A 25,858-nucleotide genomic window follows, 5' to 3' on the forward strand; every position below is an offset into this window, starting at 1 on the left:
TGGCAAGTAAGTTGGGTCGGGTGTCGTAGCCGCGCGACATCCGACCCGCCAGGAGGACCAGCCGAATGCCGAGAATTTCCCAGGCAACCGATCTCGTCAAGGGCCTGGTCCCGATCACCAGGGCGGGGATCGTCGGCCCACTCGGACCGCGCACACTCACCGACGTCGCGACGGCCTGGTTCCAGTGGGACTTCACCGCGGGCGGCCTGCTCGCCGTCGCCGCCCGCCGCGACGGTGACCGGATCGCGGTGATCGACGACGCGGGCGCCGTCACGTTCCGCGAACTCGACTCCGACGCCGAGGCACTCGCGATCGCCCTCTACGACCGGGGTCTGCGGGAGCGAGGCCGGATCGGAGTCCTCGCCCGCAACCATCGCGGCTTCCTCCTGGCGATGGGCGCCTCCGCCCGGCTCGGTACCGACCTGGTTCTGTTCAACACCGGCGCGTCGGCGTCGCAGCTCGCCGAGATCCTCACCGAACAGCGGATCGACTGGCTGCTCGTCGATCCCGAATTCACCCCACTGCTCCCCGAATCCGATCTGCGGGTGGCGGTGTTCGAGGATCCGGACGATCCCACTGGCGGTGGTGCGGACTCGGCGGGCTGGGCGCGCGTCGACGGGCTCGTCGAGGACGGCCACGGCGGCCGCAGTCTCGTCCTGCCCCGCAGGCCCAGGCGGGGTCGCCTGGTCGTCCTCACCTCCGGTACGACCGGCACCCCGAAGGGTGCGTCCCGGCCGGAGCCGCGCAGCTGGATGCCCGCCTCCGCGGTGCTGTCGCGGCTGCCGCTCCGCAGTCGCGGGACGACGGTCGTCGCGTCACCGGTCTTCCACACCTGGGGCCTGGCCGGTGTCCAGATCGCGCTGGTGCTGCGCTCGACGCTGGTGCTCACCCGCCGCTTCGACCCCGCCGGGACCGTCGAATCCGTTGCGCGCCACCGCGCCGACGCCCTGTGGGTGGTGCCGACCATGCTCCAGCGCATCACCGACCTCCCCAAGGACGAGCGCGACGTCGACCTGTCGTCGCTGCGCGTGATCGCGGCCAGCGGGTCCGCGATCCCCACCGGCGTCGTCCACAAGACGTTCGACGTGTTCGGCGACGTCCTCTACAACTTCTACGGTTCGACGGAGGTCAGCTGGGCGTCGATCGCGCAGCCCGACGAGCTGCGCGTCCACCCCACGACCGCGGGCAGGCCGCCGCTCGGCACGGTCGTCAAGATTCTCGACGATCACGGCACACCGGTTCCCGCGGGCACAGTGGGCCGCGTCTTCGTCGGCAACGGCATGCTCTTCGAGGGCTACACGCGCACCGGCGGCGAGAAGGAGGTCGTCGGTGGACTGATGTCCACGGGCGACGTCGGCCACTTCGACCACGACGGTCTGCTCTTCCTCGACGGACGCAGCGACGACATGATCGTGTCCGGCGGCGAGAACGTCTACCCACGTGAAGTGGAGAACCTGCTCTCCGAGCTGCCCGGGGTACTCGAGGTCGCGGTACTCGGCGTCGACGACCCCGAGTTCACGTCGAGGTTGGCCGCATGGGTCGTCCGCACCGACGACGCGGACGGCGCGGCGCTGACAGTCGACGGCGTCCGCGACCACGTGCGCGCCAACCTGGCACGGTTCTGCGTCCCCCGCGACGTCACCTTCCTGGACGAGCTGCCCCGCAACGCCACCGGCAAGGTCGTCCCCCGACTCCTGCGCTGACGCGCCTGCGCGTGATTCTCACGCCAGGTGGGGTGAAATCACGCACGGCTCCGTCAGCGTCGGCGGCGGCTCGTCCCGAAGATCGAGCGGGAGATCTCCCGCCCCGCGACCGTCGCCGCCGACCGCAGGAAACTCTTCACGGCGGAGTTCTGCATGATCTTCTCGACCGCGGTCGGCTCGTCGGGTGCGGGCGGCGGCAGGTCGGGAAGGTCCGGCAGTGCGGGCGGCAGGTCCGGCGCGGGCTGCGACGGCGGTGCCAGCCGGGCGGTGAGCATCTCGTAGGCCGACTCCCGGTCGACGGTCGCGCCGTACTTCGCGTGCAACGGGCTCGCCGTCGCCGCCGCGCGGATCGCGTCCTCGCCGATGGTGTCCATCAGCGACCGCGGCGGCGGGATCTTCGCCCAGGCCACCGGTGTCGGCGCGCCCTTCTCGGAGAGCACCGTCACCACCGCCTCGCCGGTACCCAGTGACGTGAGTGCCTTCTCCAGGTCGTAGTGCTCCGTCTTCGGGTAGGTCCGAACCGTCTTGGCCAGCGCCTTCTGGTCGTCCGGGGTGAACGCGCGCAACGCGTGCTGGATTCGCGCACCCAACTGCGAAAGCACCGCGTTGGGCACGTCGGTCGGCAACTGGGTGCAGAAGAACACGCCGACGCCCTTGGACCGGATCAGCTTCACCGTCTGCTCGACCTGCTGCAGGAACGCCTTCGAGGCGTCGGCGAACAACAGGTGCGCCTCGTCGAACACGAAGACGAGCCTGGGCTTGTCCACGTCACCGACCTCGGGCAGCGTCTGGAACAGGTCCGCGAGCACCCACATCAGGAACGTCGAGAACATCACCGGCCGCGACGCCTGGTCCCCGAGTTCGAACAACGTCACCACACCGCGCCCGTCCGGGCCCACCCGCAACAGGTCCGCGGCGTCGAACTCCGGCTCGCCGAAGAAGGTGTCACCACCGTCCGCCTCGAGGTTGACGAGCGCGCGGAGGATGACGCCCGCGGTCGCAGGTGAGACACCGCCGATGCCCTTGAGATCGGCCTTGCCCTCGTCCGACGTCAGATGCGCGATGACCGACCGCAGGTCCTTCAGGTCGAGCAGCGCCAGACCCTGCGTGTCGGCCCAGTGGAAGATCAGCCCGAGCGTCGATTCCTGGGTTGCGTTGAGGCCCAGCACCTTGCTGAGCAGGATCGGGCCGAAGCCGGTGATCGTCGCCCGGATCGGGATGCCGATGCCCTCGGTCCCGAGGGAGACGAACTCGGTGGGGAACGCGGCCGGGGCCCAGTCCGAGATTCCCGTCTCGGCCGCGCGGGCCGCCATCTTCTCGCTCGCCGCGCCCGGCGCGGCCAGCCCCGACACGTCCCCCTTCACGTCGGCCATCACGACCGGCACGCCCGCCGCCGACAGCTGCTCACAGATTCCCTGCAAGGTCTTCGTCTTGCCGGTGCCCGTCGCACCCGCCACCAGACCGTGCCGATTCAGGGTGGCCAGGGGAATCCGCACCCTGGCCGAGGGGTCCACGACGCCGTCGACGATCACCGTGCCCAGTTCGAGTGCTCCACCCGAGGTCGCGTAGCCGGCGGCGATCTCCTGCGCTGCCGACGATCCCGCCGCTGCGCCCTCGGTCGGACCGCCCGCCGCTGCGGCCGCGGCTGCGGCGGCCTCGGCTGCTGCTGCTGCCTCTGCTGCGACGCGAGCCGCCTCCTCGGCTGCCGCCTTCGCGGCCGCGGCCTTGTCTGCGAGCGCCGCCGCATCCGACCCGGGATCCACCGACATGCCTGCCTCCCTCGACGAGAAACACCGACACCAGGGCCGCGACAGCGGTCCCGACCGTCATTTCGACTCCACTGCGAACACTAACCGAGGAAGCGCTGGCTACTGTGGAACCTCGTGCAGGACAAACTTGTGTGGATCGATTGCGAAATGACCGGGCTGCGGCTCGGCTCCGACAAGCTGATCGAGGTGGCCGCGCTGGTCACCGACAGCGAACTGAACATCCTCGGCGAGGGCGTGGACATCGTCATCCACGCCGACGACGCGGCGCTCGCGGACATGCCGGACGTCGTTCAGGAGATGCATGCCAAGTCGGGGCTCACCGACGAGGTGCGGGCGTCGACAGTGACGATGGAAGAGGCGCAGGAGCAGGTGCTCGCGTACATCCGGGAGCACATTCCCGCTCCGGGAACGGCGCCGCTGTGTGGCAACTCGATCGCCACCGACCGCGGCTTCCTGGCCCGCGACATGCCCGAGCTCGACGAGTACCTGCACTACCGGATGATCGACGTCTCCTCCATCAAGGAGCTGTGCCGGCGTTGGTACCCGCGGATCTACTTCGGTCAGCCGGAGAAGGGCCTCGCGCACCGCGCCCTGGCGGACATCAAGGAGTCCATCCGGGAGCTGCAGTACTACCGACGTACCGCGTTCGTCGCCGAACCCGGACCGTCCACCGGCGACATCGCCGCCGTCGTCAAGGATCTGACCAGCGAATAGGGGCCGATTGGCTTTCTCGGCTCCGCACACGCTAATATCGTCCACGCTGCTGACGAACGGCCCTAGGGCTGATCGCCGGAAGCGATGGTGACCGTAGTTCAGTTGGTAGAGCACCAGGTTGTGATCCTGGCTGTCGCGGGTTCGAGTCCCGTCGGTCACCCCGAAGAAAGGCCCCCGACTCCGGTCGGGGGCCTTTCTCGTTTCGTCGACATTCCCCGCATTCGCTGACAAACGTCAACGAAAGTGCAATCATCATTCCCGTTGGACTTACGGGAAGCTCAATCGCAACTAATGCGGGAGCATGATGGCCGGCAAGCGGGATCTCACGACAGGGCGCGACGCCCAACGCATCCAGACCCGGGAACGGGTGCTGGGCGCCGCCGTCGCGGAGTTCGGCGACCGGGGTGCCGCGGACGCCGACCTCACCGCCATCGCGGCGAGCGCGGGCGTGTCGCGCGGAACGTTCTACTTCCACTTCCCCACCAAGGAACACGTGCTCCTGGAACTGGAACAGCGCGAGGAGTCGCGCATCGCCCGGGAACTGACCGAATTCCTCGGGACGCCAAGGGATCTCGAGTCCTCGCTGTCACGAATTGTCGAACTGACCCTCGCCATCGAGGAACGGCTCGGCAATCGCCTGTTCAAAGACCTTCTGGCCCTGTACTTCTCGCCGACCCGCCCGCTCACCGAATCCTGGCGGGAACACGCACTCATCGGACTCGTCGTCGACATCCTCGGACGCGCCCGCGACACCGGTGAGGCCGAGATCGCCGTCGACCCGTACCACAGCGCTGCGATCTTCCTGCTGGGCCTCTACGGCCTGCTGTCCACCACCTCGGGCGCCGGACCGCTGCGCACCGCAGTGCTGGACAGCTACCTGACGACCACCTTGCGGAGCCTCCAGCCCCGCTGATCACACCGACCGAAAGAGAGTCACCATGTGGCAGGAAATCGTCCGACTCGCCTTCGCCTGGGGACTGATGATCCTCGTCATCGGTTTCTGGTACTGGATCATGCGCAACATCGGGACCTTCTGAGCACCCCGTGGCCGTCACCGACACCGCACACGCGATGGCCGTCGAGCGCAGTTGCGCGCTCACGGCCGTCGCGTTCTCCGAACGCCGGCGGGACGGCGTGCGGCTGACCACGGGGCCACACCGCGGGTTCGGTCTGAGCCCCGGCCGTCGCATGGTCAACGTGCCTTACCCACCGCTCTCGGCCGACTGGGAGCGGTCGACACTGACCTGCGGCGTGGCACTCCAGTGCTCGCCGTCGAAGGATCGGATCGCCGAGTACGACCTGCACGAACTCGACGCCCGGCAACTCGGGGCCCTGTCCCTCGTCGAGGGCGGCGTGGCCGCCGGGTGGATCGCCGAGACACTCCCCGGCCTCGTCCCCGAGATCCGCCGTCGGGTGCCGAATCTCGAGATCGGCGACCACACCCTCGACGGTGGGGAGATCATCGACCGAGCACTGTCCCTGGCGCGCTCCCACACACCGATCGACGGCCACCCCGTCCTCGGTGCCCTGCCCCTCCGCGCACCCGCCCGCGGCGCGCTGTCCTCGGCGGTGCGCCGCGCCTACGGCCGGATGCCCTGGACATCCTCGCGCACCGACGCGAAGCGGCTGATGTCCGTGCCGGTCGGCGGCGACGGCGGCGCCCGCAACTCGAACCTGCCCCCACCGAGCAAGCCCGAGAACGAGGAGATAGAGATCCGGCCCGACCAGCGGGCAGGCATCCCCTACCCGGAGTGGAACATGTGGCGCGGGACGTTCCTACCCGACCACGTCGCGGTGCTCGAACGCAGGCACCCCACCCGGAACAGCCCCGTCACCGCGGTCTCACCGGACATCCGTCGCTGGTTCGCCGAACACACCCACCGGACGATGCGCAGCGGCCTCGAGGACGGCTCCGACCTCGACCTGGACCGCTACGTCACCCACCACCTCGACACCCTCACCGGAACCCCGTCCCAGCCGCGACTCTTCCGCGACCTCGTGCCCAGCGCCCGCGACGTCAGCACGGCGCTGCTGCTGGACGGCAGTTCGTCGCTCAGCACCAACGGCGGCCGGGCCTTCCGGATCGAGCTGGCCTGCGCCGACGCGCTGTCCCGGGCGATGACGCTGTCACGGGAGCGGCACGGCATCTTCGTGTTCTCGGGAAACACCCGACACCGGGTGGAGGTGAACTGCCTCAAGGATTTCACCGACCCGCATTTCGTCGACCCGAGCAGCCTGGGCCTGCGGGCGGGTGGGTACACGCGGCTCGGCGCGCCGATCCGGCACCTCACCCGACGGCTCCTGGACCAGGCGTCGGAGCGGCGACTGCTCATCGTCATCGGCGACGGCCTGATGTCCGACGAGGGGTACGAGGGCCGGTACGCCTGGGCCGACGTGGCCCACGCCCTCGACGAGGCCGACGAGGCGGGCGTGTCGGTGTACTACGTCGGGATCGGCCCGGTGCGGGTCGATCCCCTCCCGGAAGTGTTCGGGGAGCGCAGGTCCAGGCGGATCCGCCACGTCGACGACCTCCCCCAGGTTCTGGCCCACATCCATCGAGAGTTGGTGAGCGCGTGAACGACGACCTCTACTTCGCCGGCGGCGGTGAGGTGCAACTGTTCGAGTGGGCGTACGCCCAGCACATGCCCGTGATGCTCACCGGCCCGACCGGCTGCGGGAAGACCCGCTTCGTGGAACACATGGGGCACCTGCTGGGGCGGCAGGTGATCACGATCAGCTGCCACGACGACCTCACCAGCGCCGACCTGGTCGGCAGGTTCATGGTCACCGGCGGCGACGTGGTCTGGACCGACGGCCCACTGACGACCGCGGTCCGGACCGGGGCGATCTGCTACCTCGACGAGGTGGTCGAGGCCAGGCACGACTCGCTCGCGATCCTGCACTCGCTCACCGACCACCGGCGCACGCTGTACCTCGACCGAGCCAACGACACCGTCACCGCACCGGACACCTTCATGCTGGTGAGCTCCTACAATCCCGCCTACCGAAGCTCGCTCAAGGATCTCAAACCGTCCTTCCGCCAACGCTTCGTCACCGTGCCGATGCGGTACCTGCCAGCGGAACGGGAGGTCGACGTCGTCGTCGCCGAATCCGGTGTGGAACGAGCCGTCGCCGAACGACTCGTCCGCTGCGCGGTGACGATCCGCGACGCCGACGACGTCTTCCACTTCGAGCCGCCGTCGACCCGAGTGCTCGTGGCGGCGGCCAGGCTCGTCGTCGCAGGCGCCGGTGAGATGGAGGCGGCGCAGGCGTGCATCCTCGCTCCGCTCAGCAGCGACGGCGCGATCCACGACGGCCTGCACGAGATCGCGGCCGCGCACCTGTCCGGGGCGGCGCCGCGATGACCAGCACGATCCCCAAGGGCCCCACCCACGACGAACACGAATCGGACAGCCGCGCGGCCCAGCGCCGGGCCGACTATTGGCTCATCGCGGGTACCGCTTTGATGGGCACCTACGTTCTCGGGCTGATCGGCCTCCCGATCTTCCTGCGCGGCGTGTGGTTGCAGCACCGAGCCCAGCAGGATGGACTGTCGGTCCGGCCGGTCATGGTGACACTGATCGGCTATCTGGTCATCCTCGACGCATTCCTCAACACCGTGGGCTGGGCACTGGACCTCATCGCCAACCACACGCTCCTCAACCGCGTCTTCTTCACCGCCTGGGGCAACTACGCCGACAACGGCTACTTCTGGCACTACAACGAACTCTGGATCGGCGGATCCGCGGCGCCGGGCGAGAAGGGCTGGGAGGTCGCCTGCGTCTTCGTGGTCTTCCCGATGCGCGTCGCCGCCGCGATCGCGTTCCTGCAGATGAAGCGGTGGGGCCACCAGTGGCTCACGGTCACCTGCTGGTTCGGCGTCGTGATCTGGGTCGGCTACATCACCAACATGACCGTGTACGCGGACCTCCGGTTCACCGGGACCATCCTGCCGGTCTTCGGCTGGTGGCTCTACGACATCTTCTACATCACTCCGTTCCTGGCAATCCCCTACCTACACACCGTCAATCGCGAGATCTTCACCGACTGACCGATCCGCCACAGCGAGGAGAACGAGATGAACGAGCAGGACCGTCGACGCAAGCGCGCACTGATCGTCTTCCAGATCGCGATGTACGGATTCCTGGTGGCGATGTTCCTGATCCAACTGAACATGTCACTGCACCGGGACTGGTAGGGCAGCGCGATGAACCTGCCGATCGTCACCCGCAACCGGAAATCCGGCACCCCCGGTCCGCCATCGACCGGACACGGCCTCGACGGGCACGAGGAGGCCAGCCGCGCGGCGCAGCGCGAGGCCGACCGCTGGCTGATCGCGGGCACCGCGGTCATGGGCACCCTGGTCCTAGGATTCGTCGGCCTGCCGATCTTCCTGCGCGGCCTGTACCTCCAGCGGAAGGCCACGCTCGCCGGGCTGTCGACGCGGCCGATCATGGTCACCCTGATCGGCTACCTGGTCATCCTCGACGCCTTCCTCAACAGCATCGGCTGGACCCTCGACGTCCTCGCCAGCCACACCCTGCTCAACCGGGTGTTCTTCACCGCCTGGGGCAATTTCGTCGACAACGGCTACTTCTGGCACTACAACGAGATGTGGATCGGCGGCTCGGCGGCACCGGGCGAGAAGGGCTGGGAGATCGCCTGCATCTTCGTCGTCTTCCCGATGCGCATCGCCGCCGCCATCGCGTTCCTGCAGATGAAGCGGTGGGGCCACCAGTGGCTCACGGTCACCTGCTGGTTCGGCGTCGTCATCTGGGTCGGCTACATCGTCAACATGACCATGTACGCCGACATCCGCTACGAGGCCACCGTGGTTCCGGTGTTCGGCTGGTGGCTCTTCGACATCTTCTACATCACGCCGTTCCTCGCAATCCCTTACCTGCACACCGTCAATCGCGAGATCTTCTCCGACTGAACCGAGGACAAATCCCATGACCAAGGACACCCCGCAGGCCGGACCCGACACCGACGAGGATCTGCCCCTCGGCACCACGCCGCAGTTCTCCCGCATGCACCGCTACCTCAAGCGCGGGATCATCGTCTGCCTCGTCGCGCTCGTCGTCGAAGGCTCGATGACCGTTCCCGCACTGGCGATCTGGTACGGCTTCCCCACGTTGTCGCTCACCGAGATCTGCGACGAGATGATGAAGGTCCGGTGGTCCGACGAGAACGCCGAATGCGACTACCCCTACCCCATCCAGGGTCCCCCGTTCGGCGGGAAGCCCGAGGGCGCAGGACGGGACACCGCAGAGGACGAATGGGGAGTGCAGCCGAAGCCGCAGTACGACCGCATCGGATTCCGGGAGCTCGTGCGCAACAAGGAGGAACGGGAAGCGCGCCAGGCCGCGCAGGAGCAGTCCGCGGCGACCGCACCCGACGACGCCCAGACGGCCCCCCGGTGATCCGGACCGAGTCGCGCGCGCGGTCCGCCGCGCTCGGGGCCGGACTCGCCGTCACCGAGGCGGCCCGCGCGGCCGCCGACCGCGCAGTCCCCTACGGGGCGGCGATCCCACGCCGTGCCGAGGACGTGACACCGCGGTGGCTCGCCGACGCGGTCGGGGTGGACCCGCGCTCGATCACCTCGGTGCGGGTGATCGAACACGACTCCGGGACCGCGGCACGCGCCCGCCTCGGCGTCACCTCGGATGGCGAACTGCCCGCGACCCTGTTCTGCAAGCTGCCGCCACGCAACTACCTCCAGCACGTCCTGATGAATGTGTTTCGGCTCGGATCGAAGGAGGTGGCCGCCTACCGGGCACTCGGCGAGGAGCCTCCCGTGCGGGTGCCGCGATGCCATGCCGCGCAGGAGGATCCGCTACGTCGGCGGGCGGTCCTGATCCTCGAGGATCTCGCCCCGACGGCGACGTTTCGCACCTGCGTCGACACGGTGACCGTCACCGAGGCCCGTGCCGTCGTCGACGCTCTCGCCGACCTCCACGCCGCATACTGGAACACCCACCGGTTCACCGGAGATCTCGCGCCCCTCGCACGACGTCCGGCCGCCGAGGTCCGGCTGGGTGACCTCATCCGACGACGATTCCTCGGCGGCATCACCGGGCACACCGCCGATCTCGTTCCCGCCGAGGTCAAGCGGCAGTGCCGGATCTTCTACGAGCGGAGCAGCGCGATCGACGCGTTCTGGGCCGGTGAGCCGCAGACACTGATCCACGGTGACCCACACCCCGGCAACCTGTTCTTCGAGGCGGACTCACCCGGGTTCCTCGACTGGCAGATCGCGTGCGCCGGCCCCGGCGTCCGGGACGTCGCCTACTTCCTGACCGCATCCGTCGACCCCGCGATGCTGCGTGTCGTCGAACGCGACCTCGTCGACGGCTACGTCCGCCGGCTCGACGACAGGGGAATCCACCTCGACCCCGGGCGGCTGTGGACGCTGTACCGCGCCGCCGTCACCGAGTGGTTCCTCGCGGCCGTGTGCACGGCCGAGGCCGGCGACCGGATGCAGCCGCTCGACGTCTCTCGGGTCGGCGTGGAACGGGCCGTCGCCGCCGTGACCGCGCACGACAGCTTCGAGTTGCTCGCAAGCCTCGTCGACGGCGGCTGACGCAACCGTCACACGACGGCGTTGCCCGCCTTCCAGGTCTCCCACGGGATGTTCCAGTCGCCCAGGCCGTCGACGCCCGACAGGGTGCCGCCGAGGGTGTTCTTCACCACCACGATGTCGCCGCGCTTGGTGTTGTCGTAGACCCACTTGGCGTTCGACGGGCTCAGGTTCAGGCAGCCGTGGCTGACGTTCGAGTACCCCTGCTGACCCACCGACCACGGCGCCGAGTGGAAGAAGATGCCGCTGTACGACATCCGGGTCGCCCAGTCCACCTCCGTCCGGTAACCCTGCGGGGAGTTGACGGGGACGCCGTACGTCGACGAGTCCATGACCATGTGGTCGAAGCGGTCGCCGATGATGTAGACGCCGTTGTCGGTCGGAGTGCTGTCCTTGCCCATCGACGTCGGCATCGTCATGACGACCTGACCGTTGCGCTCGAACGTGACCTGCTTGGTGGCGTCGTCGGCGGTGGCGACCAGTGCGTCGCCGACACGGAACTCCGACTTCCCGTTCGCCTGGCCGAACAGCCCGTTGCCCAGGTCGCGGCCGAACACGTCGACGGAGACGGTGATCGTCGTACCGGGAGCCCAGTAGTGCTCCGGCCGCCAGCGGACCTCACGGTTGTTGACCCAGTAGAACGCGCCCTCGACAGGCGGATTCGTGGTGACGGTGATGGCGTCCTGCGCGGCGGCGCGGTCGGGGATGTTCTCGTCGAACTGCACGGCGACCGGCTGCCCGATCCCGACGACCTCACCCTCGGTGGGCAGGATGTACGGCTGGGTCAGGTTGCCCGGCGAGCTCGTCGCGAAACTCGACACGAGGGCGCCCGAGCCTCCGAGACCGATCGCCTCGGCCTGCAGGCGGTAGTTGCCGTTGTAGACCAGCGGCGCGGTGTTCACCCACGACCGTCCGTCGGTGGCGATCTCGCCAGGGACGGCGGCACCTGCGGCGTCGACGAGGGTGACGTTCGCGAGCTTGCCGTCCTGAACCTGCACCGTCACCGGATCGCTGGGAGAGTGCCCGACGGCGCCGTCCGGCACCGCCGACGTCAGTTTGGGCTTGATCAGTTCGGTGACGGGATTGACGTCGATCGCCGGCGCAGCCGACGCCTCGCCGCTCGACGGGACGGTGCAGCCCGACACCCCCAGCACCGCCGCGGACGCGACGGCCATCGCGACCATGATCCGAAACTTCGTCACCGCTACCCCACTTCACACGTCCACTCGGCGGGTCCCCGCCCCAACGGAAGCCATTCGCGCACAGAACCCGCGGACAGCGATTTTGCCAGGTCTTTGCGCGGGCACGTCGGGGGGACCAGCCACAGGCCCATAACGTTCACATTGCAATCGATCCCGCGCCCACGTCCGTTACGGGACGTTCGCCGTAAACCGTATCTGACCTGCCGATTTCACATACCCCGTGCCGGGCTGTTAATGTTCTCTTCGCACCGAGCGAGCCATCCGGCCCGCCGGACGCACCAGGCGCCATTAGCTCAATTGGCAGAGCAGCTGACTCTTAATCAGCGGGTTCGGGGTTCAAGTCCCTGATGGCGCACCACCACGAAAGGCCCTGATCGAGAAGATCGGGGCCTCTAGTGTGTCGGGCATCGCCTCGCCGCGGTCCTGGCGCGCGCCATTAGCTCAATTGGCAGAGCAGCTGACTCTTAATCAGCGGGTTCGGGGTTCAAGTCCCTGATGGCGCACCACCACAGCAGGCCCCGATCCTTCCGGATCGGGGCCTGCTGTCGTATCAGCGGAAGATCTTGCGCAGGACCAGGACGGCGACCAGCGCACCCGCACCGATCAGCGCGAACGTGACGGGCGGCTCGCTCGCCTTCGAGACCAGCGCGGCCTTCGTGGTCTCGAGCAGTCGCTTCGGGTTGGTGCGAACGCTCAGCTCGTCGAGGGTGGCGGCGAGCTGATTGCGCGCCTGCTCGATGTCGCGCTCAATGCTCTCGGTGTCCCTGGGCACGTGGACTTCCTCTCATGGTCGGTCTTTCCTGCCATGACCGTACCCGGCGACCGCCGACAAGTAGCCTGGCCATCGTGACCGACAACAACAGGCTCGCCCCCGGAGACACCGCGCCCGACTTCACGCTGCCCGACGCCGACGGCAACGACGTCTCGCTCGCCGACTACCGCGGCCGCAAAGTCGTCGTCTACTTCTACCCCGCCGCCAGCACGCCGGGCTGCACCAAGCAGGCGTGCGACTTTCGCGACAACCTCGCCGAACTGAACGAGGCGGGGATCGACGTGATCGGAATCTCTCCCGACAAGCCGGCGAAGCTCGCCAAGTTCCGCGACAACGAGGCGCTCACGTTCCCGCTGCTGTCGGACCCCGAGAAGACCACGCTGACGGCCTGGGGCGCGTTCGGCGAGAAGAAGATGTACGGCAAGACGGTCCAGGGTGTCATCCGCTCGACGTTCCTGATCGACGAGACCGGCAAGGTCGAGGTGGCGCAGTACAACGTGCGCGCCACCGGCCACGTCGCCAAGCTCCGCCGCGACCTCTCGGTCTGACCTCCCCGACCACCCCCGCTTCCGGCTGAAAGTGCCGTTCGTGCGCTTCAACGGCACGAACGGCACTTTCAGCCAATCGCGGGTGCGGGTCGGTCAGGACCCGAAGCTGCGGAGGAAGAGCGCCTCGGCGACGGCGAGGTTCTCGATCTCCGACGGATCGACGCTCTCGTTCGGCGCGTGGATGAGGCAGCGCGGCTCCTCGACGCCGAGCATCACGATCTCCGCCCCGGGCACCTTCTCCGCGAGGACGTTGCACAGCGGAATCGACCCACCCTGCCCGACGGTGCCGAGCGGCTTCCCGAACGCCTCCGCCATCGCCTCGGCGAGCGCGGCGTAACCGGGCCCGTCGGTCCGGGCCCGGAACGGTGCGCCCACCGACTCCGGTTCGACGGTCACCCGCGCACCCCACGGCGCATGGGCGTCCAGATGCCTGGTCAGTGCCTCCTGCGCGACCGTTGGATCCATGCCGGGAGGCACCCGCAGGTTCAGCCGAGCCGACGCCCGCGGCTGGATCGCCGCCGCGGACCCGACGACGGGCGGGCAGTCGATGCCCAGGATCGTCAGCGCCGGTCGCGCCCACACCCGATCCGCGACGGCGCCCGTGCCGACCAACCCGACCCCGTCCAGGACGCCGGCATCGGTTCGGAACTGCGCTTCCTCGTATCCGACGCCGTCCCACTGCTGTCCGTTTTCCAGCCCGTCGACGACGGTGTCGCCGGCCTCGTCCCGCAGCGAGTCGAGGAGCCGAACCAGCGCTGCCAACGCATCAGGCGCGGGCCCGCCGAACATCCCCGAGTGCACCTCGCCGGCGAGGGTTTCCACGTGCACGACGACATTCGCGATGCCGCGCAGGGTGACGGTCGCGGTCGGCTCACCCACCGCGGCGTTGCCGGTGTCCGCAACGACGATCATGTCCGCCTGGAACAGTTCGGGGCGGGACTCCACCAGCGCCTCCAGTCCGCCGGTCCCCATCTCCTCGGTGCCCTCGGCGACGACCCGGATCCCGACGGGGAACGGCGACCCCAGGGCCCGCAGCGCCAGCAGATGCGCCACGATGTTGCCCTTGCAGTCGGCGGCGCCTCGCCCGTACCAGCGGCCGCCCCGCTCGGTGAGCTCGAACGGCTCGGTCGTCCACTTGCTCTCGTCACCGGGCGGCTGGACGTCGTAGTGGCAGTACAGAAGTACTGTCGGCGCCCCGGGCGGTCCGGGTTGATGCCCGATGACCGCATGCGACCCGTCGACCGTCTCGACCAGGTCGACAGATCCGATGCCCGCAGCCGTGAACGCTTCCCTGACCCAGTTCGCCGCCGCGAGACACCCCTCCGGTGGGAACTGACGGGGATCCGCCACGGATCGGAACCCCACGAGCGTCGCAAGCTCGTCCTTCGCCGTCGGCATCAGCTCCTGCACCGCCGACCGCACGTCGCGAGTCGTCACCTCGTCCGCCACGCCAACTCCTCTCCTGCGCCGGGGATCATTCCCCGGCTTCGAGTTTCAGACCGTCGACCCAGGCGTCGAACTCGGGCAGCCGGTCCGGGCAGTAGACCGTGAGCACGAGCCGCTCACCTTCGAGGAGGTTCCTGGCGACCAGGATCGGACGCTGTCCGGGCCCGGCCGCGCCGTTGACGATCTGCTGATGGAACAGGCTTTCCCGCAACGCACTGCCGTCGTCGGCGCATGCGGCACCGCCGTCGGTGCCCAGCACCCGTGCGGTGGCGTCGATGTCGGGCGACTTCAGGTCGGACGCCGAGAACAGAACCGCCAGCTCGATCGCCTTCTCGCGTGCCTGGTCGTCGTTCTCACTGTGCTGATACGCAACGAGTCCCCACACGGTCAGGCCCACGAACAGCGCGAAGGCAGCGAGATACAGGATCAGGTGGGTGTTCTCGGGTCGCTCGTGGAGGTCGTCCCCCGGCGCCAGGCTCACCGCATCGGGGTCCGGCGGGGGCGGTGACTGATCCGAACTCGGTGTCGGCGTGTCCATGTCACTCCTCCCCGCTCGTCGGGTCCTGCGCCGCGGCGACGGCGCTCGTCGGGTCGACGGTGAGATCCTGCTTCCACGACGGCTTGCGCAGCGCGAGGATCAGCAGGGGAACACCGAGGCCCACGATGCCGAATCCGCCACCGACGATGAGCACGTACACGAAGACGCTGCCGCCGCCGAACTGCGAGGGCGGGACGAACCCGATCAGGAAGGCCGCGACGCTCGAGACCAGCCCGACCCAGCACAGGACGAACAACGCAGGCGCGCGGTAGCCGCGAGGATGGTCCGGCTTGCTGCGGCGCAGCCGCATCGCCGCGACGAACATCAGCACGTACACGACCAGATACACCTGGGTCGTGATGACCGAGAGGATCCAGTAGGCGCTCGACACCTCGGGAATGAACGCGTACAGCAGTGCGATCACCGTCGTCACCGCGCCCTGTGCCACAAGGATGTTCCGTTGGATGCCGTGCTTGTTCAGCCGCTGCAGGATCGGCGGGAGGAAGCCGTCCTGCCGCCCGATCATCAGCAGCCCCTTCGAGGGCCCGGCCAGCCACGTCAGCATTCCGCCGAGTGAGGCGGCGATCAGCATCAACGCGAGAATCGGAGTGGCCCAACCGAAGCCGAAGTAGGCGAAGAACGAGTCGAATGCCTGCATGACGCCCGCCGTCAGAGACAGCTTCTCGGCGGGGACGACCCAGCTGATGGCGATGGCGGGCAGGATGAAGATCGCGAGGACGAGACCCATGGCGACGAACATCGCCCTCGGGAACTCCGAGGCCGGCTTGCGCAGGCTCGACACGTGCACCGCGTTCATCTCCATCCCCGAGTAGGAGAGGAAGTTGTTGACGATCAGCACGAGCGACGCGATTCCGGTCCAGGCGGGAAGCAGCGCCGACAGTTCCATCGGCGCGGCCGACGTGTTCCCCTGCCCGAGGAACACGATGCCCATCACGATCAGCAGGGCGCCGGGGATCAGGGTCCCGAGAACGAGTCCGGCGCTGGACAGTCCGGCGACCGCCTTCATGCCACGGGACGAGACGAAGACACCGGTCCAGAACAGCGTCACGATGATGATCGCGGTGTACAGGCCGTTCGACGCCAGCGCCGGGTTGATGACGTACGCGAACGTGCTCGCCACGTAGGCGAGCAACGTCGGGTAGTAGAAGATCGTCATCGCGAACTGACACCACACGGCGAGGAATCCCGCCTTGTCGGAGATGCCCTCGCCGACCCAGCGGTACACGCCGCCGGACCACCCCGAGGCCAGTTCCGCGGACACCAGCGACGTCGGTAGCAGGAAGACGATCGCCGGCACCACGTAGAGGAATATGCATGCGAGTCCGTACACCGCCATCGACGGCGCCGACCGCAGGCTGGCGACGGAACTGGTCGTCATCATCGCCAGGGCGATCCAGGTGATGTACTGCTGTCGCGGTGCGGAACTCAGCACGCGCGCGGACTTCGGTTCTCCGGCTGTCTCGACGCTCATCGGCTCCACCATCCCGTCGGACGGGCCGCCGCGGACCGGGGAGGCAGGCGACGGCGCAGGCTTCCTCCTTGCACTATCCGCCCCGCGGCCGCCGAGCGCAGCACGCCGGGCAACATTCACCCGGATCGGGTGAACACGTCAGGAACTCCGGTCGACGAGCTTCTCCACTCCGTCGAGGAACAGGTCGAGGGCGAACAGGAAGTCGGCGTCGCTCCACTCGACTCCCTCGTCTGCGTCGAACGCACCGTCGGACAACGTCGCGGCGAGATGGGGAAAGTCGCCGCCCGCGACGAGCCTCCCGATCACGAACCCGTAGTCGTACCGGGCAACGCCACGCTCGGCGGCCGGGTCCACGGAGGCGGCGAAGAAGTCGGCGGCGAACCGGGCGCGGCCGATGACGAACAGCGAGGTGTTGAGGACGACCTGGAAACGCAGTGCGGGCGAGAGCGGCGTGTCCGCCAGGGTGCCGAGTCCGACGTCGAGCCACGCGATGTTGTTCGGGCCGGTGGGCGGGGACGAGCCCACGGCGAGTTGCAGCCACCAGCGGTGCCGCATCAGCTGGTCGTACTCGGCGCGGGCCCAGTGCCGCAAGCCCGTTCGCCACGACGATCCGGCGGGGACGACCGGCGGCGGACCGATCACCCGGTCGCTGATCAGGTCGATCAGCTCGTCCTTGCTCGCGACGTATCGGTACAGGGACATCGTGGTGAACCCGAGACGCTTCGCGACCCGGGCCATCGAGAGCGCGCCGACTCCCTCCTCCTCGGCCACCTCGACCGCCGAGTCGACGATCCGCTCGAGACTCAGTCCGCGTTTCGGGCCGCGCGCGCCGGCCTTCTCCATTCCCCAGGCGAGCCGCACCGAGCGCGGGAGATCCGGATCCGACACCACCTCCGAGTCCTCCACGAGACTCCCTTCCACCGTTCGACACTTGCGCTCATCCTAAAACTGCGTATGGTCTAAACAATAGTTTATGCCATACGCAGTTACTCTCCGGGAGCGAGACATGACCGCACATACGACCGCGATCGCGGTGACAGATCTCCACAAATCGTTCGGCGACCAGCACGTACTCACCGGTGTCGACCTCGAGGTCCCCGCAGGCACCGTGTTCGCCCTGCTCGGATCCAACGGCGCGGGCAAGACGACGGCCGTCCGAATCCTCTCCACCGCACTGCCCTTCGACTCCGGGTCCGTCGTCGTCGCCGGGCACCCGCTGCCGGGGTCCGCGCGCGCGGTCCGCCGCGCCATCAGCGTCACCGGCCAGTTCGCCGCGATCGACCAGCTGCTCACCGGCCGCGAGAACATCACCCTCGTCGGCGAGCTGAACCACCTCGGTCGACGCTCGTCACGGAAGCGGGCCGACGAGCTCCTGGAGCGGTTCGATCTCACCGCGGCCGCGGACCGACGGGCCGGCACCTACTCCGGTGGTATGGCCCGGCGCCTGGACATCGCAATGAGCCTGGCAGGCGATCCCGAGGTGTTGTTCCTCGACGAGCCGACCACCGGACTCGACCCCCGCAGCAGGCGCGAGATGTGGTCGGTCGTGCGCGAACTGGTCCGCAGCGGCGTCACGGTGTTCCTCACCACCCAGTACCTCGACGAGGCCGACGAACTGGCCGACCGGATCGCCGTCCTCGACCGCGGCCGGATCGTCGCCGAGGGCACGGCGCGTGAACTCGAGGCCCTCGTCCCCGGCGGGCACGTCGAGCTCCACTTCGGCTCCCCCGAGGACCTTCGGCGCGCGGCGGGCGCACTGTCCGATGCCACCGTCGACGCGAACGCCCTCGCGCTGACCGCGCCCACCGACGGCAGCATCGCTTCACTCCGCGCACTTCTCGACCGCATCGACGAGACACTGACAGTCGAGCGCGTCGAGCTGCACACACCCGATCTCGACGACGTCTTCTTCGCACTCACCGGCTCGCAGCGCAGCAGCGAGACCACGACGAAAGCGGTTGCGCGATGAGCACTCCCACCCTTCCCGGCACGGTCGCCGACACCACGATCCTGCTGCGCCGCAACCTCACCCACCTGCTGCGCAGCCCCGACTCGGTGATCATGGCGCTGGCACTGCCGATCGCGCTGATGTTGCTGTTCGTGTACGTGTTCGGCGGTGCGATCGACACCGGCACCGACTACCTGAACTACGTCGTGCCCGGAATCATCCTGCTCTGTGCGGCGTTCGGCGCCGCGACAACCGCGGTGAGCGTCTGTTCCGACATGACGGAGGGCATCGTCGACCGTTTCCGCACCCTCGACATCGCCCGATCCGCCTTCCTCACCGGCCACGTCCTCGCGAGTGTGGCACGAAACCTCATCACCGCGGCGCTCGTGATCGCGGTGGCGGTCGTCATGGGCTTCCGGCCGACCGCCGACCCGGTCCGCTGGGTGGCGACGTTCGCGCTGCTCGCCCTGTTCCTCGTCGCGCTCTCCTACCTGTCCACGGCGTTGGGGCTGATCGCCCGGAACCCCGAGGCCGCCAGCGGGTTCACCTTCGTGATCATGTTCGTCCCCTACGTGTCCAGCGCGTTCGTCCCCGCCGAGACCATGCCGACCTGGCTGCAGGGGTTCGCCGAGAACCAACCGGTGACACCAGTGATCGAGACGGTCCGGGGGCTGCTGACCGGAACCGAGATCGGGTCGAATGCCTGGCTCGCCGTCGCCTGGTGCGCCGGGATCGCGATCGTCGGATTCGTCTGGGCGAACGTCCTGTACCGGCGGCGGCTCACGCGCTGACCGCAGGCAGCCCCAGCTCCCCGAGCAGCGTGCGGGCCTTGACCACCGCAGCCGCTGATCCCGTACGCCCGGCCACCGCCGCCAGTCCGGTCCACGCCGCGGCATCCTCGGGGATCAGTCCGCGGAGCGCCGCCTCGCGAAGCACCGGCGCGGAACGCATTGCGACGTCGAGCACCCGGTTCAGCCAGCGTGGCAACGGGCCGCTCGTCTCGGCCGCACACCGCACCGACTCGGTGAGGACGGGCCACAGCACGGGCAAGAGCTCGGGGTCGCTCTCGAGCACTTTCATCATCCGGGCGGGGCTGACATCGGGTTGGGTGAGCAGGGCCCGCATCGCAGCGCGGACCGATTCGGACCCGACCGCACGGGCTGTCAGGATCGCGGTGACGTAGTACAGGTCCGGTGCGTCGTGGCAGAGACCGGCGAGCACGACCGCAACCATCGACGTGGTCAGCGGCGGCACCGGCCCGTTCCGGTCGAGCGGGGCATCCGTGCCGGCGGTGCGGTTCCGGTGCTCGGCGACGGCGAGCGCCCCGGCGTCGGCGTCCCAGTACAGCCAGGAATCACGGGGGCCACGCTCCGAAGGTGAATCGCGTGTGTATCTCGTTGCGGCGCACTGACCTTCGCACTCGAGGTCGTAGTACCAGCCCTTGTCCACGCGGAAGCGGTCGACACGGCCCGGCAGGGTGAGGTCGAGGACGATGCGTTTCGTGGGCGCGGCAGGGTCCGCCCAGGCGGCGGTCAGAGTGACGCCGTCCGGAGTCGCGGGTGCGGTTCCCGCGCCGTCGGCCCAGACCTGCGCGAACTCGGGCCCGGTGGCGGGCGCAGGCGGCAGCGGTGCCGCGGCGGTGGGTTCGGGAAGTTGGGCCACGATTGCGCGGGCGACCTGTGCCGCACGCGAACTGCCCGGGCGTGCCGCGAGACCACGGGTGCCCGGCAGATCGAGGACCGCCGCGTCAGCGGCACCGGCGTCGACGGCGGCGCGCGCCTCCGGGAGCAACCGCGCGATCGCCTCGGCGACGTCGGCGGTCCCGGCGGGCATCCGCGGCGCCTCGAGCCCGGCACCGACGAGCGCGTCGAGTACCGGCCACAGCACCGACAGCAGTCCCTCCTCCGCCAGGTCGACCGCGGACCGCGCGAACGCCGCGAGGTTCCGCGGCGGCGCGGCGCTCCAGTCCAACAGCCGGACGTCGGCGACCCCCGGGCGCAGCAGCCCCCGCTGCCACGCCTCGACCACCGCCGCGCCGCCGTCCGCCGCCGCGGCGTGATGGAAACCGCGTTGGGCGCCGAGCATGTTGACCGCGAGCCCCGGGGTGAACGGGACGGCCCGGCGGGCGGCCTGTCGCAGCACGGCTCCGCGTTCCGCCGACTCGTCGTGCGTGACGTCGCTTCCCGCCGCGTCGCCCCAGGTGGGGAACACCGCGAGGCCCGGCGTCCGGTACGACTCGTCGTCGAGTCGCGGCGGGAAGTCCGCCAACGCATCAGGCAGCGTCAGAGCCGGCCGCCACGACTTCCACCGCGCGTCGACCACGACGGGCGGCTCCACCACCGGATCCACGGCGTACGCGGCGATCGCACCGCCCACGGTGACCGTCATGGGCTCACCGGACTGCAGCACGACCGGCACCGCGAGGGAGGCGAACTCGGCACGCCGGGTGTCGGTCATCGAGGCCAGGTCGAGGCGCGTCATCGCCAGGTACAGATCGGCTTCCGCGGCGGCCGCGCCCGTCGCCGTGTACTCACGAACCCGTTCGAGCAGGTCCGCGGGGTCGATTCGCAGATCCACCCACGACGGGGTGGACAGCAGGTTCGGCGCGGCGCCGAGCCGAGCCACGACCGCGGCTTCCCGCGCCCGCAACGGCTCCCACACCGTCGCGCTCACCCACAGCGAATCGCTGTCGGAGTCACGATCACGCAGCGGGTTGTCGCCGCCGTCCCGCCACGACGGCACCACGCACAGACCCTCGATCCAGTTCTCCGGGACACCCCGCAGCGCCGCGCGGGCGGCGTCCGGATCGTCGTGCGCGACCGCGTTCGCCAGTGCGAGGAAATGCTCGACCTCGACGTCGACCGCACTCGACCCACGGGAGAGCAATGCGGCGGCGGCATCGGTGAGGGCTGCGGGGCCGACGTTTCCGAGTTCGAACCGCGGCACCTCCCACAGCGGTGGGGTGGCGCGCCACAGGCCCCGCACCGGATCCGCTTCCGCCTCGGCCGCGTCCACCGTCACGTCCCAGGCGGCGAGGACCGCCTCCGCGGCGCGTACGAGCGTACGATCCCCGTCGGCTGCGTGCTCCGCCACCAGTGGCGTCAGCGCGTCCACCGCGTCGGCGCCCGGTTTCGGTCTGGCGGCAACGGCTTTCAGAACCAACCGGCGGGCCTTGCGGGTCTTCACCCCGAGTGCGACGGTGAGCAGGTCGACCAGGAGGTCGTCGTCCGCGTCGGCCACGAGGACGGGCGTCAGGGCCTCGACGACGAACGGATCACCGAAGGCCAGCACCGAGATCAGCGCGTCGGCGCGATCCTGCAGCACATCGTCCCCGACCGCGAGTCCGCCGAGCAGCAACTGCAACCACGCCTTCCGGTCGCCGGGCCGCTGCGCCGCGTCGAGCGCCGCGAACGCCAGCTCGACCACCTCGTCGCGGTCGATCCAGCCACGTTCGATCGCGGGCAGCAGGGTCTCCGGGAAGGGGCCCGTCGCGGGCATTCCCACCGCGACGGCGACACGAGCGTGAGCGGCGTACCCGGACTCGATCGCCGCGGCGTCCATCCAGCCGCGGGAGTCGGGAAACAGCTCGCCCCGCCCGGTGAGGGCGCCGAGGGCGTACACGGCCCAGTCCTTGAGGTACTCGATGTTCTCGGGAACCGGGAGGGTGTGCCGGGCGACCAACCGCACCGCGACGCCGGCGTGCGCCGATGTGCAGTGCTCCCATGCCCGGCGGGAGGACACGCACACCGCGCCGACGAACCGTGCCGCGAATTCCGGGCCGCGGGTGGCGAGGACATCCGCGGCGAGGTCGTCGGGAATCCGGTTGCTGTGCGGCATGATCTGCGCGGAACGCTGCGCGTCGACACCCAGCCTGATCGCGAACAGCGCGAGCGCCGCCTCGTCGACGTCGACCCAGCTGATGTAGCCGTAGGTGTTCTCCCGGATCCGCCCGAATTCGCCCCAGGCGCCGGATCGCAGCCCGGCGAGGGCTGCCCGGCGCTGCTCCGCGGTACCCAGCGACAGTGTGGGGGCATCCTCGATCGCCGCACCCCGCCAGCCGAGGTCGGAGAAGATCTCGATCGCGTCGGCGAGTGCCGGTGTGACGGTCACGTCAGTGCGTCCTTCCGGGTGATACGTACGGCGAGTTGATGTTTACACGGTCCGCGGCGGCCGGCGTGCCGCAGGTACCAGGTGCAGGTGCACCGGTCCGGCGACCGCGTGACACGGTGGTCGCCGCGTGCGGTGCGGACCGTCCACACCTCGCCACCGTCGTCCGTGACCGCGCCGTCGTCGACCAGGGCCCGCGCCGCCACGAGACGGGGGTTGTCGGCGAGGGCACGGTCCGGGTCGTCGGGCAGTTCGCGGTGGAACCACGCGTTGTCGTGAAGATCCCAGCCGACCCGCCCCGACGAGGCGAGGACGGCGAGGGCGTCGCGGACCGCACCGTCGTCGAGTGCGGACTCCCGAGCCAGCCGGGACACGTCGACGACGGGATCGAACGCGAGGATCGCAGAGATCAGCTCGGCGTCCTCCATCACCGTCGGCGCCGCCAACGCGGGCAGCAGCGCACCCTCCCCCGAGTGGCCGCGCCACGGTTCCTCCGTCAGCCCGAGGGTCAGCCGGCCGGCGGGCAGGTGCACTTCGACCGCCACCGGGCCCGGCACCGGATCTGCAGGTCCGTACAGGGTGAGTCCCTGGACGTGCGGCAGGAGGCGCTTCGCCGCCGCGAGCCGATGCAACCCCGCGACGTGTACCGCGTCGCGCGCCGGTCGGGTCGCGATCCGCACACCACTGCGGTCCGCGGTCAACCACCCGCTGCGAGCGACACCCGTGACCGGTGGCAGCGCCGCGAGGAACCGGCGCGCAGCAGCGGCGTCGCAGTCGAGGGCGCGACGCAGTCCACGATGCATCTCGGCGGTGTTGCCGAGGGCGCGAATCCACCGGTCGGGCATGTCGACGGGACGTTCGACGCTCGTCGTGCCCGGCTGCGACAGGGCCATTCCCGCGACACCGACGTCGAGGTGCAGCAGGTCGCTGCGGCGCATCGCGGAGAGCTGCCGTCGCATCGTCGTCCCGATGTCGACATTCGTTGTGCCGAGTCCGATGTCGCCGCCGTCGAAGCCGTCGCCGAGCAGGTCCAGACGCGCGTACACCCCGTTGCACGCCGAGAAGCACTCGGCGCGAAGCCGATCCCCGTTCGCCGTCAGGACCGGATCACGCAGCGATGCGGGCGTGTAGTTCACGTAGCGCGTGGCGGTGACGTCGGCCAGCACCAGCAGCCCTCGTGCGAGCACCTGCGGCCGGGTCGCGAACCCGTGGAAGAAGCCGGCGCGCAGCGTGGCTCCGTCGGGTGTCAGCGCGGGGCCGAGAGCGAGTCCGAGCGTGGTGTCGGTGAGTGTGGAGGCACCGGTGAACGTGGGCACCGCGCGAGGGTATCGACGCCCTCCGACACCCCGGCGCACCCCACCCACCCACCTCCACACCCGACTGATTGAACGGCCCGTTCATCTCGATCACCCGAACGAACGCCACTTTCTGCCAGATCCGCGGTCTCCCCTGTCGCCGACAGGGCGGCGGACGGCGCGGTTTCCGGTACCGCGAGAAACACCAGATTCCGGGGTTCGTCGATTGCGTGGGCGACGCGGGCTAGGGTGGAACGCGTGGAGTCGAGCACCAGAGCCCCGCGACGCGCGGACCCGGCGCTCGATGCTGTCGTCGGCACGGACGAAGTGCCGGAACCCCTGGAACTCCTCCCCCGCAAACTGCCGACGCAGGAACGCAGTCGCCGCAAGTTCGACGCCCTGCTCTCCGCGTCCCGCGACCTCCTGACCGAGGTCGGGTTCGAGTCGTTCACCTGCGAGGAAGTGGCCTCGCGCGCCGACGTCCCGATCGGCACCCTGTACCAGTTCTTCGCGAACAAGTACGTCATCGTGTGCGAGCTGAACCGTCAGGACTTCGCCTCGGTCCGCGACGAGCTCGAACAGTTCGACGGCGTCATCCCGTCGCTGGACTGGCTGCGGTTCCTCGACAACTTCGTCGACCACCTGGCGATGCTGTGGACGTCCGACCCGTCGCGTCGGGAGGTGTGGCTGGCGATGCAGTCGACGCCGTCCACCCGGGCGACCGGCAAGATCAGCGAGAAGCAGCTCGCCGAGAAGATCGCGACGATGCTCGCGCCGCTGACGCCGCGCACCGATTGGGACCGCCGGATCATGATGGCGGAGGTGCTCGTCCACGTCGTCTACTCGATGCTCAACTTCTCCGTTCAGGACGGCCAGGCCCATTCGGAGGCGGTCGCCGAGCTGAAGCGGCTGATGGCCGCCTACCTCCTGGTCGCAGAGAAGGAGTCACGCGCCAGCCAGGAACGCTGACGCCGGGTTGAAACCACGTGGATTCGGGTATCGCGACTGTCATGAACTACATCGACAGCGCACTCCGAGTGCCCTTCAGCCTTGCGTCGACGCTGCGCCGCGCTCGGGTGTTCCACGCCCATGGTGTGGTGGCTCAGGGCCATGCGGAACTGGGTTCCCATTGGTGGCCCGTTCAAGGACGTGTACCGGTCACCGTCCGGCTCTCCCGGGGCGTCGGACTTCCCGGGTCCGTGCCGGACATCCTCGGACTCTCCATCAGGCTGCATCTCGCAGCGCGACCCTGGGACCTGCTTCTCGCGTCGACGGACCCGGTCACCCGGTTCCTCCCCTGCCCAGCACTGAGCTGGTCCACCGCGCAGTACAGCAGCCTCAACGCGTTTCGCACCCCTGACAACGACTCCCGCACCTGGGTTCTCGCTTCCCCGGATGCCGGCCAACCGCGCACCGCATCGCTGAACGCGTTGTCCACTGCCGACCCGCTGCACTTCACGTTGTCACTGGCACGTTCCCGGTCCGACACCACGGCGGCCGGCCGGTTGTCGCTCGAAACTCCGGTGTCCATCGGCGACGACGAGGAACAGCCCGACTTCGACCCTGTTCTTCACCACCCCGACGGGCTCGAGATGTGGCCCGAGTGGGTCGCCGATGCACGCCGCGCGGCCTACTCGGGCAGCCGATCCGGTCGGCACTCCGTGGACGCCTGACTCCTCACTGAGGAAGGCGAGGACAGGCACGACGCCGCAGGCCCGGCGATGGACGTTTCCACCGCCGGGCC

Annotated in this window: 23 protein-coding genes and 3 tRNA genes; 17 read left to right on the forward strand and 9 right to left on the reverse strand. The window is 69.1% G+C overall.

What is annotated here, in order from left to right; translation table 11 throughout:
* The first annotated feature begins 65 nt into the window (after positions 1–65).
* Positions 66–1,703: an AMP-binding protein gene (locus ACFSJG_RS25130; protein ID WP_378487975.1), complete on the forward strand. Its 1,638-nt coding sequence runs from the start codon at positions 66–68 to the stop codon at positions 1,701–1,703.
* A 53-nt stretch (positions 1,704–1,756) separates the two neighbouring features.
* Here the strand turns inward: ACFSJG_RS25130 and ACFSJG_RS25135 are convergent, their stop codons facing one another.
* Entirely contained in the window at positions 1,757–3,472 is a 1,716-nt protein-coding gene (locus ACFSJG_RS25135; RefSeq protein WP_378487976.1) for a helicase HerA-like domain-containing protein, read from the reverse strand.
* A 114-nt stretch (positions 3,473–3,586) separates the two neighbouring features.
* Here ACFSJG_RS25135 and orn point away from each other — a divergent pair, with 114 nt between their 5' ends.
* From orn to ACFSJG_RS25180, 9 genes are all read left to right on the forward strand, one after another.
* The gene (orn, locus tag ACFSJG_RS25140; protein WP_378487977.1) at positions 3,587–4,186 is read left to right on the forward strand and encodes an oligoribonuclease; all 600 of its coding nucleotides are present in this window, start codon (positions 3,587–3,589) and stop codon (positions 4,184–4,186) included.
* Positions 4,187–4,273: 87 nt separating this feature from the next.
* A tRNA-His gene (locus tag ACFSJG_RS25145) sits at positions 4,274–4,346 on the forward strand.
* 144 nt (positions 4,347–4,490) lie between these two features.
* On the forward strand, positions 4,491–5,099 hold the full coding sequence (locus ACFSJG_RS25150) for a TetR family transcriptional regulator (RefSeq protein ID WP_378488023.1): 609 nt from the start codon (positions 4,491–4,493) through the stop codon (positions 5,097–5,099).
* Between the two features lie 158 nt (positions 5,100–5,257).
* The gene (locus ACFSJG_RS25155; RefSeq protein WP_378488024.1) at positions 5,258–6,763 is read left to right on the forward strand and encodes a nitric oxide reductase activation protein NorD; all 1,506 of its coding nucleotides are present in this window, start codon (positions 5,258–5,260) and stop codon (positions 6,761–6,763) included.
* Positions 6,760–7,551, forward strand: coding sequence for a CbbQ/NirQ/NorQ/GpvN family protein (locus tag ACFSJG_RS25160; RefSeq protein WP_378487978.1), 792 nt, complete (start codon positions 6,760–6,762; stop codon positions 7,549–7,551). Before ACFSJG_RS25155 ends, ACFSJG_RS25160 begins: the two co-directional genes overlap by 4 nt.
* Complete coding sequence (locus ACFSJG_RS25165; protein WP_378487979.1) at positions 7,548–8,237, forward strand: hypothetical protein; 690 nt, start codon at positions 7,548–7,550, stop codon at positions 8,235–8,237. Before ACFSJG_RS25160 ends, ACFSJG_RS25165 begins: the two co-directional genes overlap by 4 nt.
* Before the next feature lie 156 nt (positions 8,238–8,393).
* Positions 8,394–9,122 (forward strand): hypothetical protein, encoded by a 729-nt coding sequence (locus ACFSJG_RS25170; protein WP_378487980.1) that lies wholly within the window; start codon positions 8,394–8,396, stop codon positions 9,120–9,122.
* A 16-nt stretch (positions 9,123–9,138) separates the two neighbouring features.
* Positions 9,139–9,609 (forward strand): hypothetical protein, encoded by a 471-nt coding sequence (locus ACFSJG_RS25175; protein ID WP_378487981.1) that lies wholly within the window; start codon positions 9,139–9,141, stop codon positions 9,607–9,609.
* Complete coding sequence (locus ACFSJG_RS25180; RefSeq protein ID WP_378487982.1) at positions 9,606–10,769, forward strand: phosphotransferase family protein; 1,164 nt, start codon at positions 9,606–9,608, stop codon at positions 10,767–10,769. Before ACFSJG_RS25175 ends, ACFSJG_RS25180 begins: the two co-directional genes overlap by 4 nt.
* An 8-nt stretch (positions 10,770–10,777) precedes the next feature.
* On the opposite strand, the gene ACFSJG_RS25185 is transcribed toward ACFSJG_RS25180, so the two are convergent.
* Positions 10,778–11,950, reverse strand: coding sequence for a L,D-transpeptidase (locus ACFSJG_RS25185; protein WP_378488025.1), 1,173 nt, complete (start codon positions 11,948–11,950; stop codon positions 10,778–10,780).
* 300 nt (positions 11,951–12,250) lie between these two features.
* Here ACFSJG_RS25185 and ACFSJG_RS25190 point away from each other — a divergent pair.
* Positions 12,251–12,326 (forward strand) — tRNA-Lys (locus ACFSJG_RS25190).
* 72 nt (positions 12,327–12,398) lie between these two features.
* Positions 12,399–12,474 (forward strand) — tRNA-Lys (locus ACFSJG_RS25195).
* Positions 12,475–12,518: 44 nt separating this feature from the next.
* On the opposite strand, the gene ACFSJG_RS25200 is transcribed toward ACFSJG_RS25195, so the two are convergent.
* Positions 12,519–12,740 carry a DUF3618 domain-containing protein gene (locus ACFSJG_RS25200; protein WP_378487983.1) on the reverse strand — a complete coding sequence of 74 codons (222 nt, stop codon included), beginning with the start codon at positions 12,738–12,740 and terminating at the stop codon, positions 12,519–12,521.
* 74 nt (positions 12,741–12,814) lie between these two features.
* Between ACFSJG_RS25200 and bcp the strand changes: the two genes are divergently transcribed.
* Positions 12,815–13,288: a thioredoxin-dependent thiol peroxidase gene (gene bcp, locus ACFSJG_RS25205; RefSeq protein ID WP_378487984.1), complete on the forward strand. Its 474-nt coding sequence runs from the start codon at positions 12,815–12,817 to the stop codon at positions 13,286–13,288.
* Between the two features lie 93 nt (positions 13,289–13,381).
* Here the strand turns inward: bcp and ACFSJG_RS25210 are convergent, their stop codons facing one another.
* The 4 genes from ACFSJG_RS25210 to ACFSJG_RS25225 all read right to left on the reverse strand — a co-directional run bounded on the left by ACFSJG_RS25210 (position 13,382) and on the right by ACFSJG_RS25225 (position 17,670).
* Positions 13,382–14,737: a dipeptidase gene (locus ACFSJG_RS25210; protein WP_378487985.1), complete on the reverse strand. Its 1,356-nt coding sequence runs from the start codon at positions 14,735–14,737 to the stop codon at positions 13,382–13,384.
* A 25-nt stretch (positions 14,738–14,762) separates the two neighbouring features.
* A complete protein-coding gene (locus tag ACFSJG_RS25215) occupies positions 14,763–15,272 on the reverse strand; it encodes a hypothetical protein (protein WP_378487986.1) in 510 nt (169 codons plus the stop codon).
* Position 15,273: 1 nt separating this feature from the next.
* Positions 15,274–16,764 (reverse strand): glutamate/gamma-aminobutyrate antiporter GadC, encoded by a 1,491-nt coding sequence (locus tag ACFSJG_RS25220; protein WP_378487987.1) that lies wholly within the window; start codon positions 16,762–16,764, stop codon positions 15,274–15,276.
* 138 nt (positions 16,765–16,902) lie between these two features.
* Positions 16,903–17,670 carry a TetR/AcrR family transcriptional regulator gene (locus ACFSJG_RS25225; RefSeq protein ID WP_378487988.1) on the reverse strand — a complete coding sequence of 256 codons (768 nt, stop codon included), beginning with the start codon at positions 17,668–17,670 and terminating at the stop codon, positions 16,903–16,905.
* Positions 17,671–17,770: 100 nt separating this feature from the next.
* On the opposite strand from ACFSJG_RS25225, the gene ACFSJG_RS25230 reads away from it, so the two are divergent.
* Positions 17,771–18,733 (forward strand): ATP-binding cassette domain-containing protein, encoded by a 963-nt coding sequence (locus tag ACFSJG_RS25230; RefSeq protein ID WP_378487989.1) that lies wholly within the window; start codon positions 17,771–17,773, stop codon positions 18,731–18,733.
* On the forward strand, positions 18,730–19,503 hold the full coding sequence (locus ACFSJG_RS25235; protein WP_378487990.1) for an ABC transporter permease: 774 nt from the start codon (positions 18,730–18,732) through the stop codon (positions 19,501–19,503). Before ACFSJG_RS25230 ends, ACFSJG_RS25235 begins: the two co-directional genes overlap by 4 nt.
* Here the strand turns inward: ACFSJG_RS25235 and ACFSJG_RS25240 are convergent.
* Complete coding sequence (locus ACFSJG_RS25240) at positions 19,493–22,822, reverse strand: hypothetical protein (RefSeq protein ID WP_378487991.1); 3,330 nt, start codon at positions 22,820–22,822, stop codon at positions 19,493–19,495. The genes ACFSJG_RS25235 and ACFSJG_RS25240 overlap by 11 nt on opposite strands.
* The gene (locus ACFSJG_RS25245) at positions 22,819–24,135 is read right to left on the reverse strand and encodes an SWIM zinc finger family protein (RefSeq protein WP_378487992.1); all 1,317 of its coding nucleotides are present in this window, start codon (positions 24,133–24,135) and stop codon (positions 22,819–22,821) included. Before ACFSJG_RS25245 ends, ACFSJG_RS25240 begins: the two co-directional genes overlap by 4 nt.
* 237 nt (positions 24,136–24,372) lie before the next feature.
* Here ACFSJG_RS25245 and ACFSJG_RS25250 point away from each other — a divergent pair, with 237 nt between their 5' ends.
* Together ACFSJG_RS25250 and ACFSJG_RS25255 are read left to right on the forward strand one after the other, a co-directional pair.
* On the forward strand, positions 24,373–25,083 hold the full coding sequence (locus ACFSJG_RS25250; protein WP_378487993.1) for a TetR/AcrR family transcriptional regulator: 711 nt from the start codon (positions 24,373–24,375) through the stop codon (positions 25,081–25,083).
* A 41-nt stretch (positions 25,084–25,124) separates the two neighbouring features.
* On the forward strand, positions 25,125–25,787 hold the full coding sequence (locus ACFSJG_RS25255; RefSeq protein WP_378487994.1) for a catalase family protein: 663 nt from the start codon (positions 25,125–25,127) through the stop codon (positions 25,785–25,787).
* Positions 25,788–25,858 lie beyond the last annotated feature (71 nt).

Origin of the sequence: Rhodococcus gannanensis, assembly GCF_042681175.1 — a bacterium.
GTDB classification, from domain to species: Bacteria; Actinomycetota; Actinomycetes; order Mycobacteriales; family Mycobacteriaceae; genus Rhodococcus_G; species Rhodococcus_G gannanensis.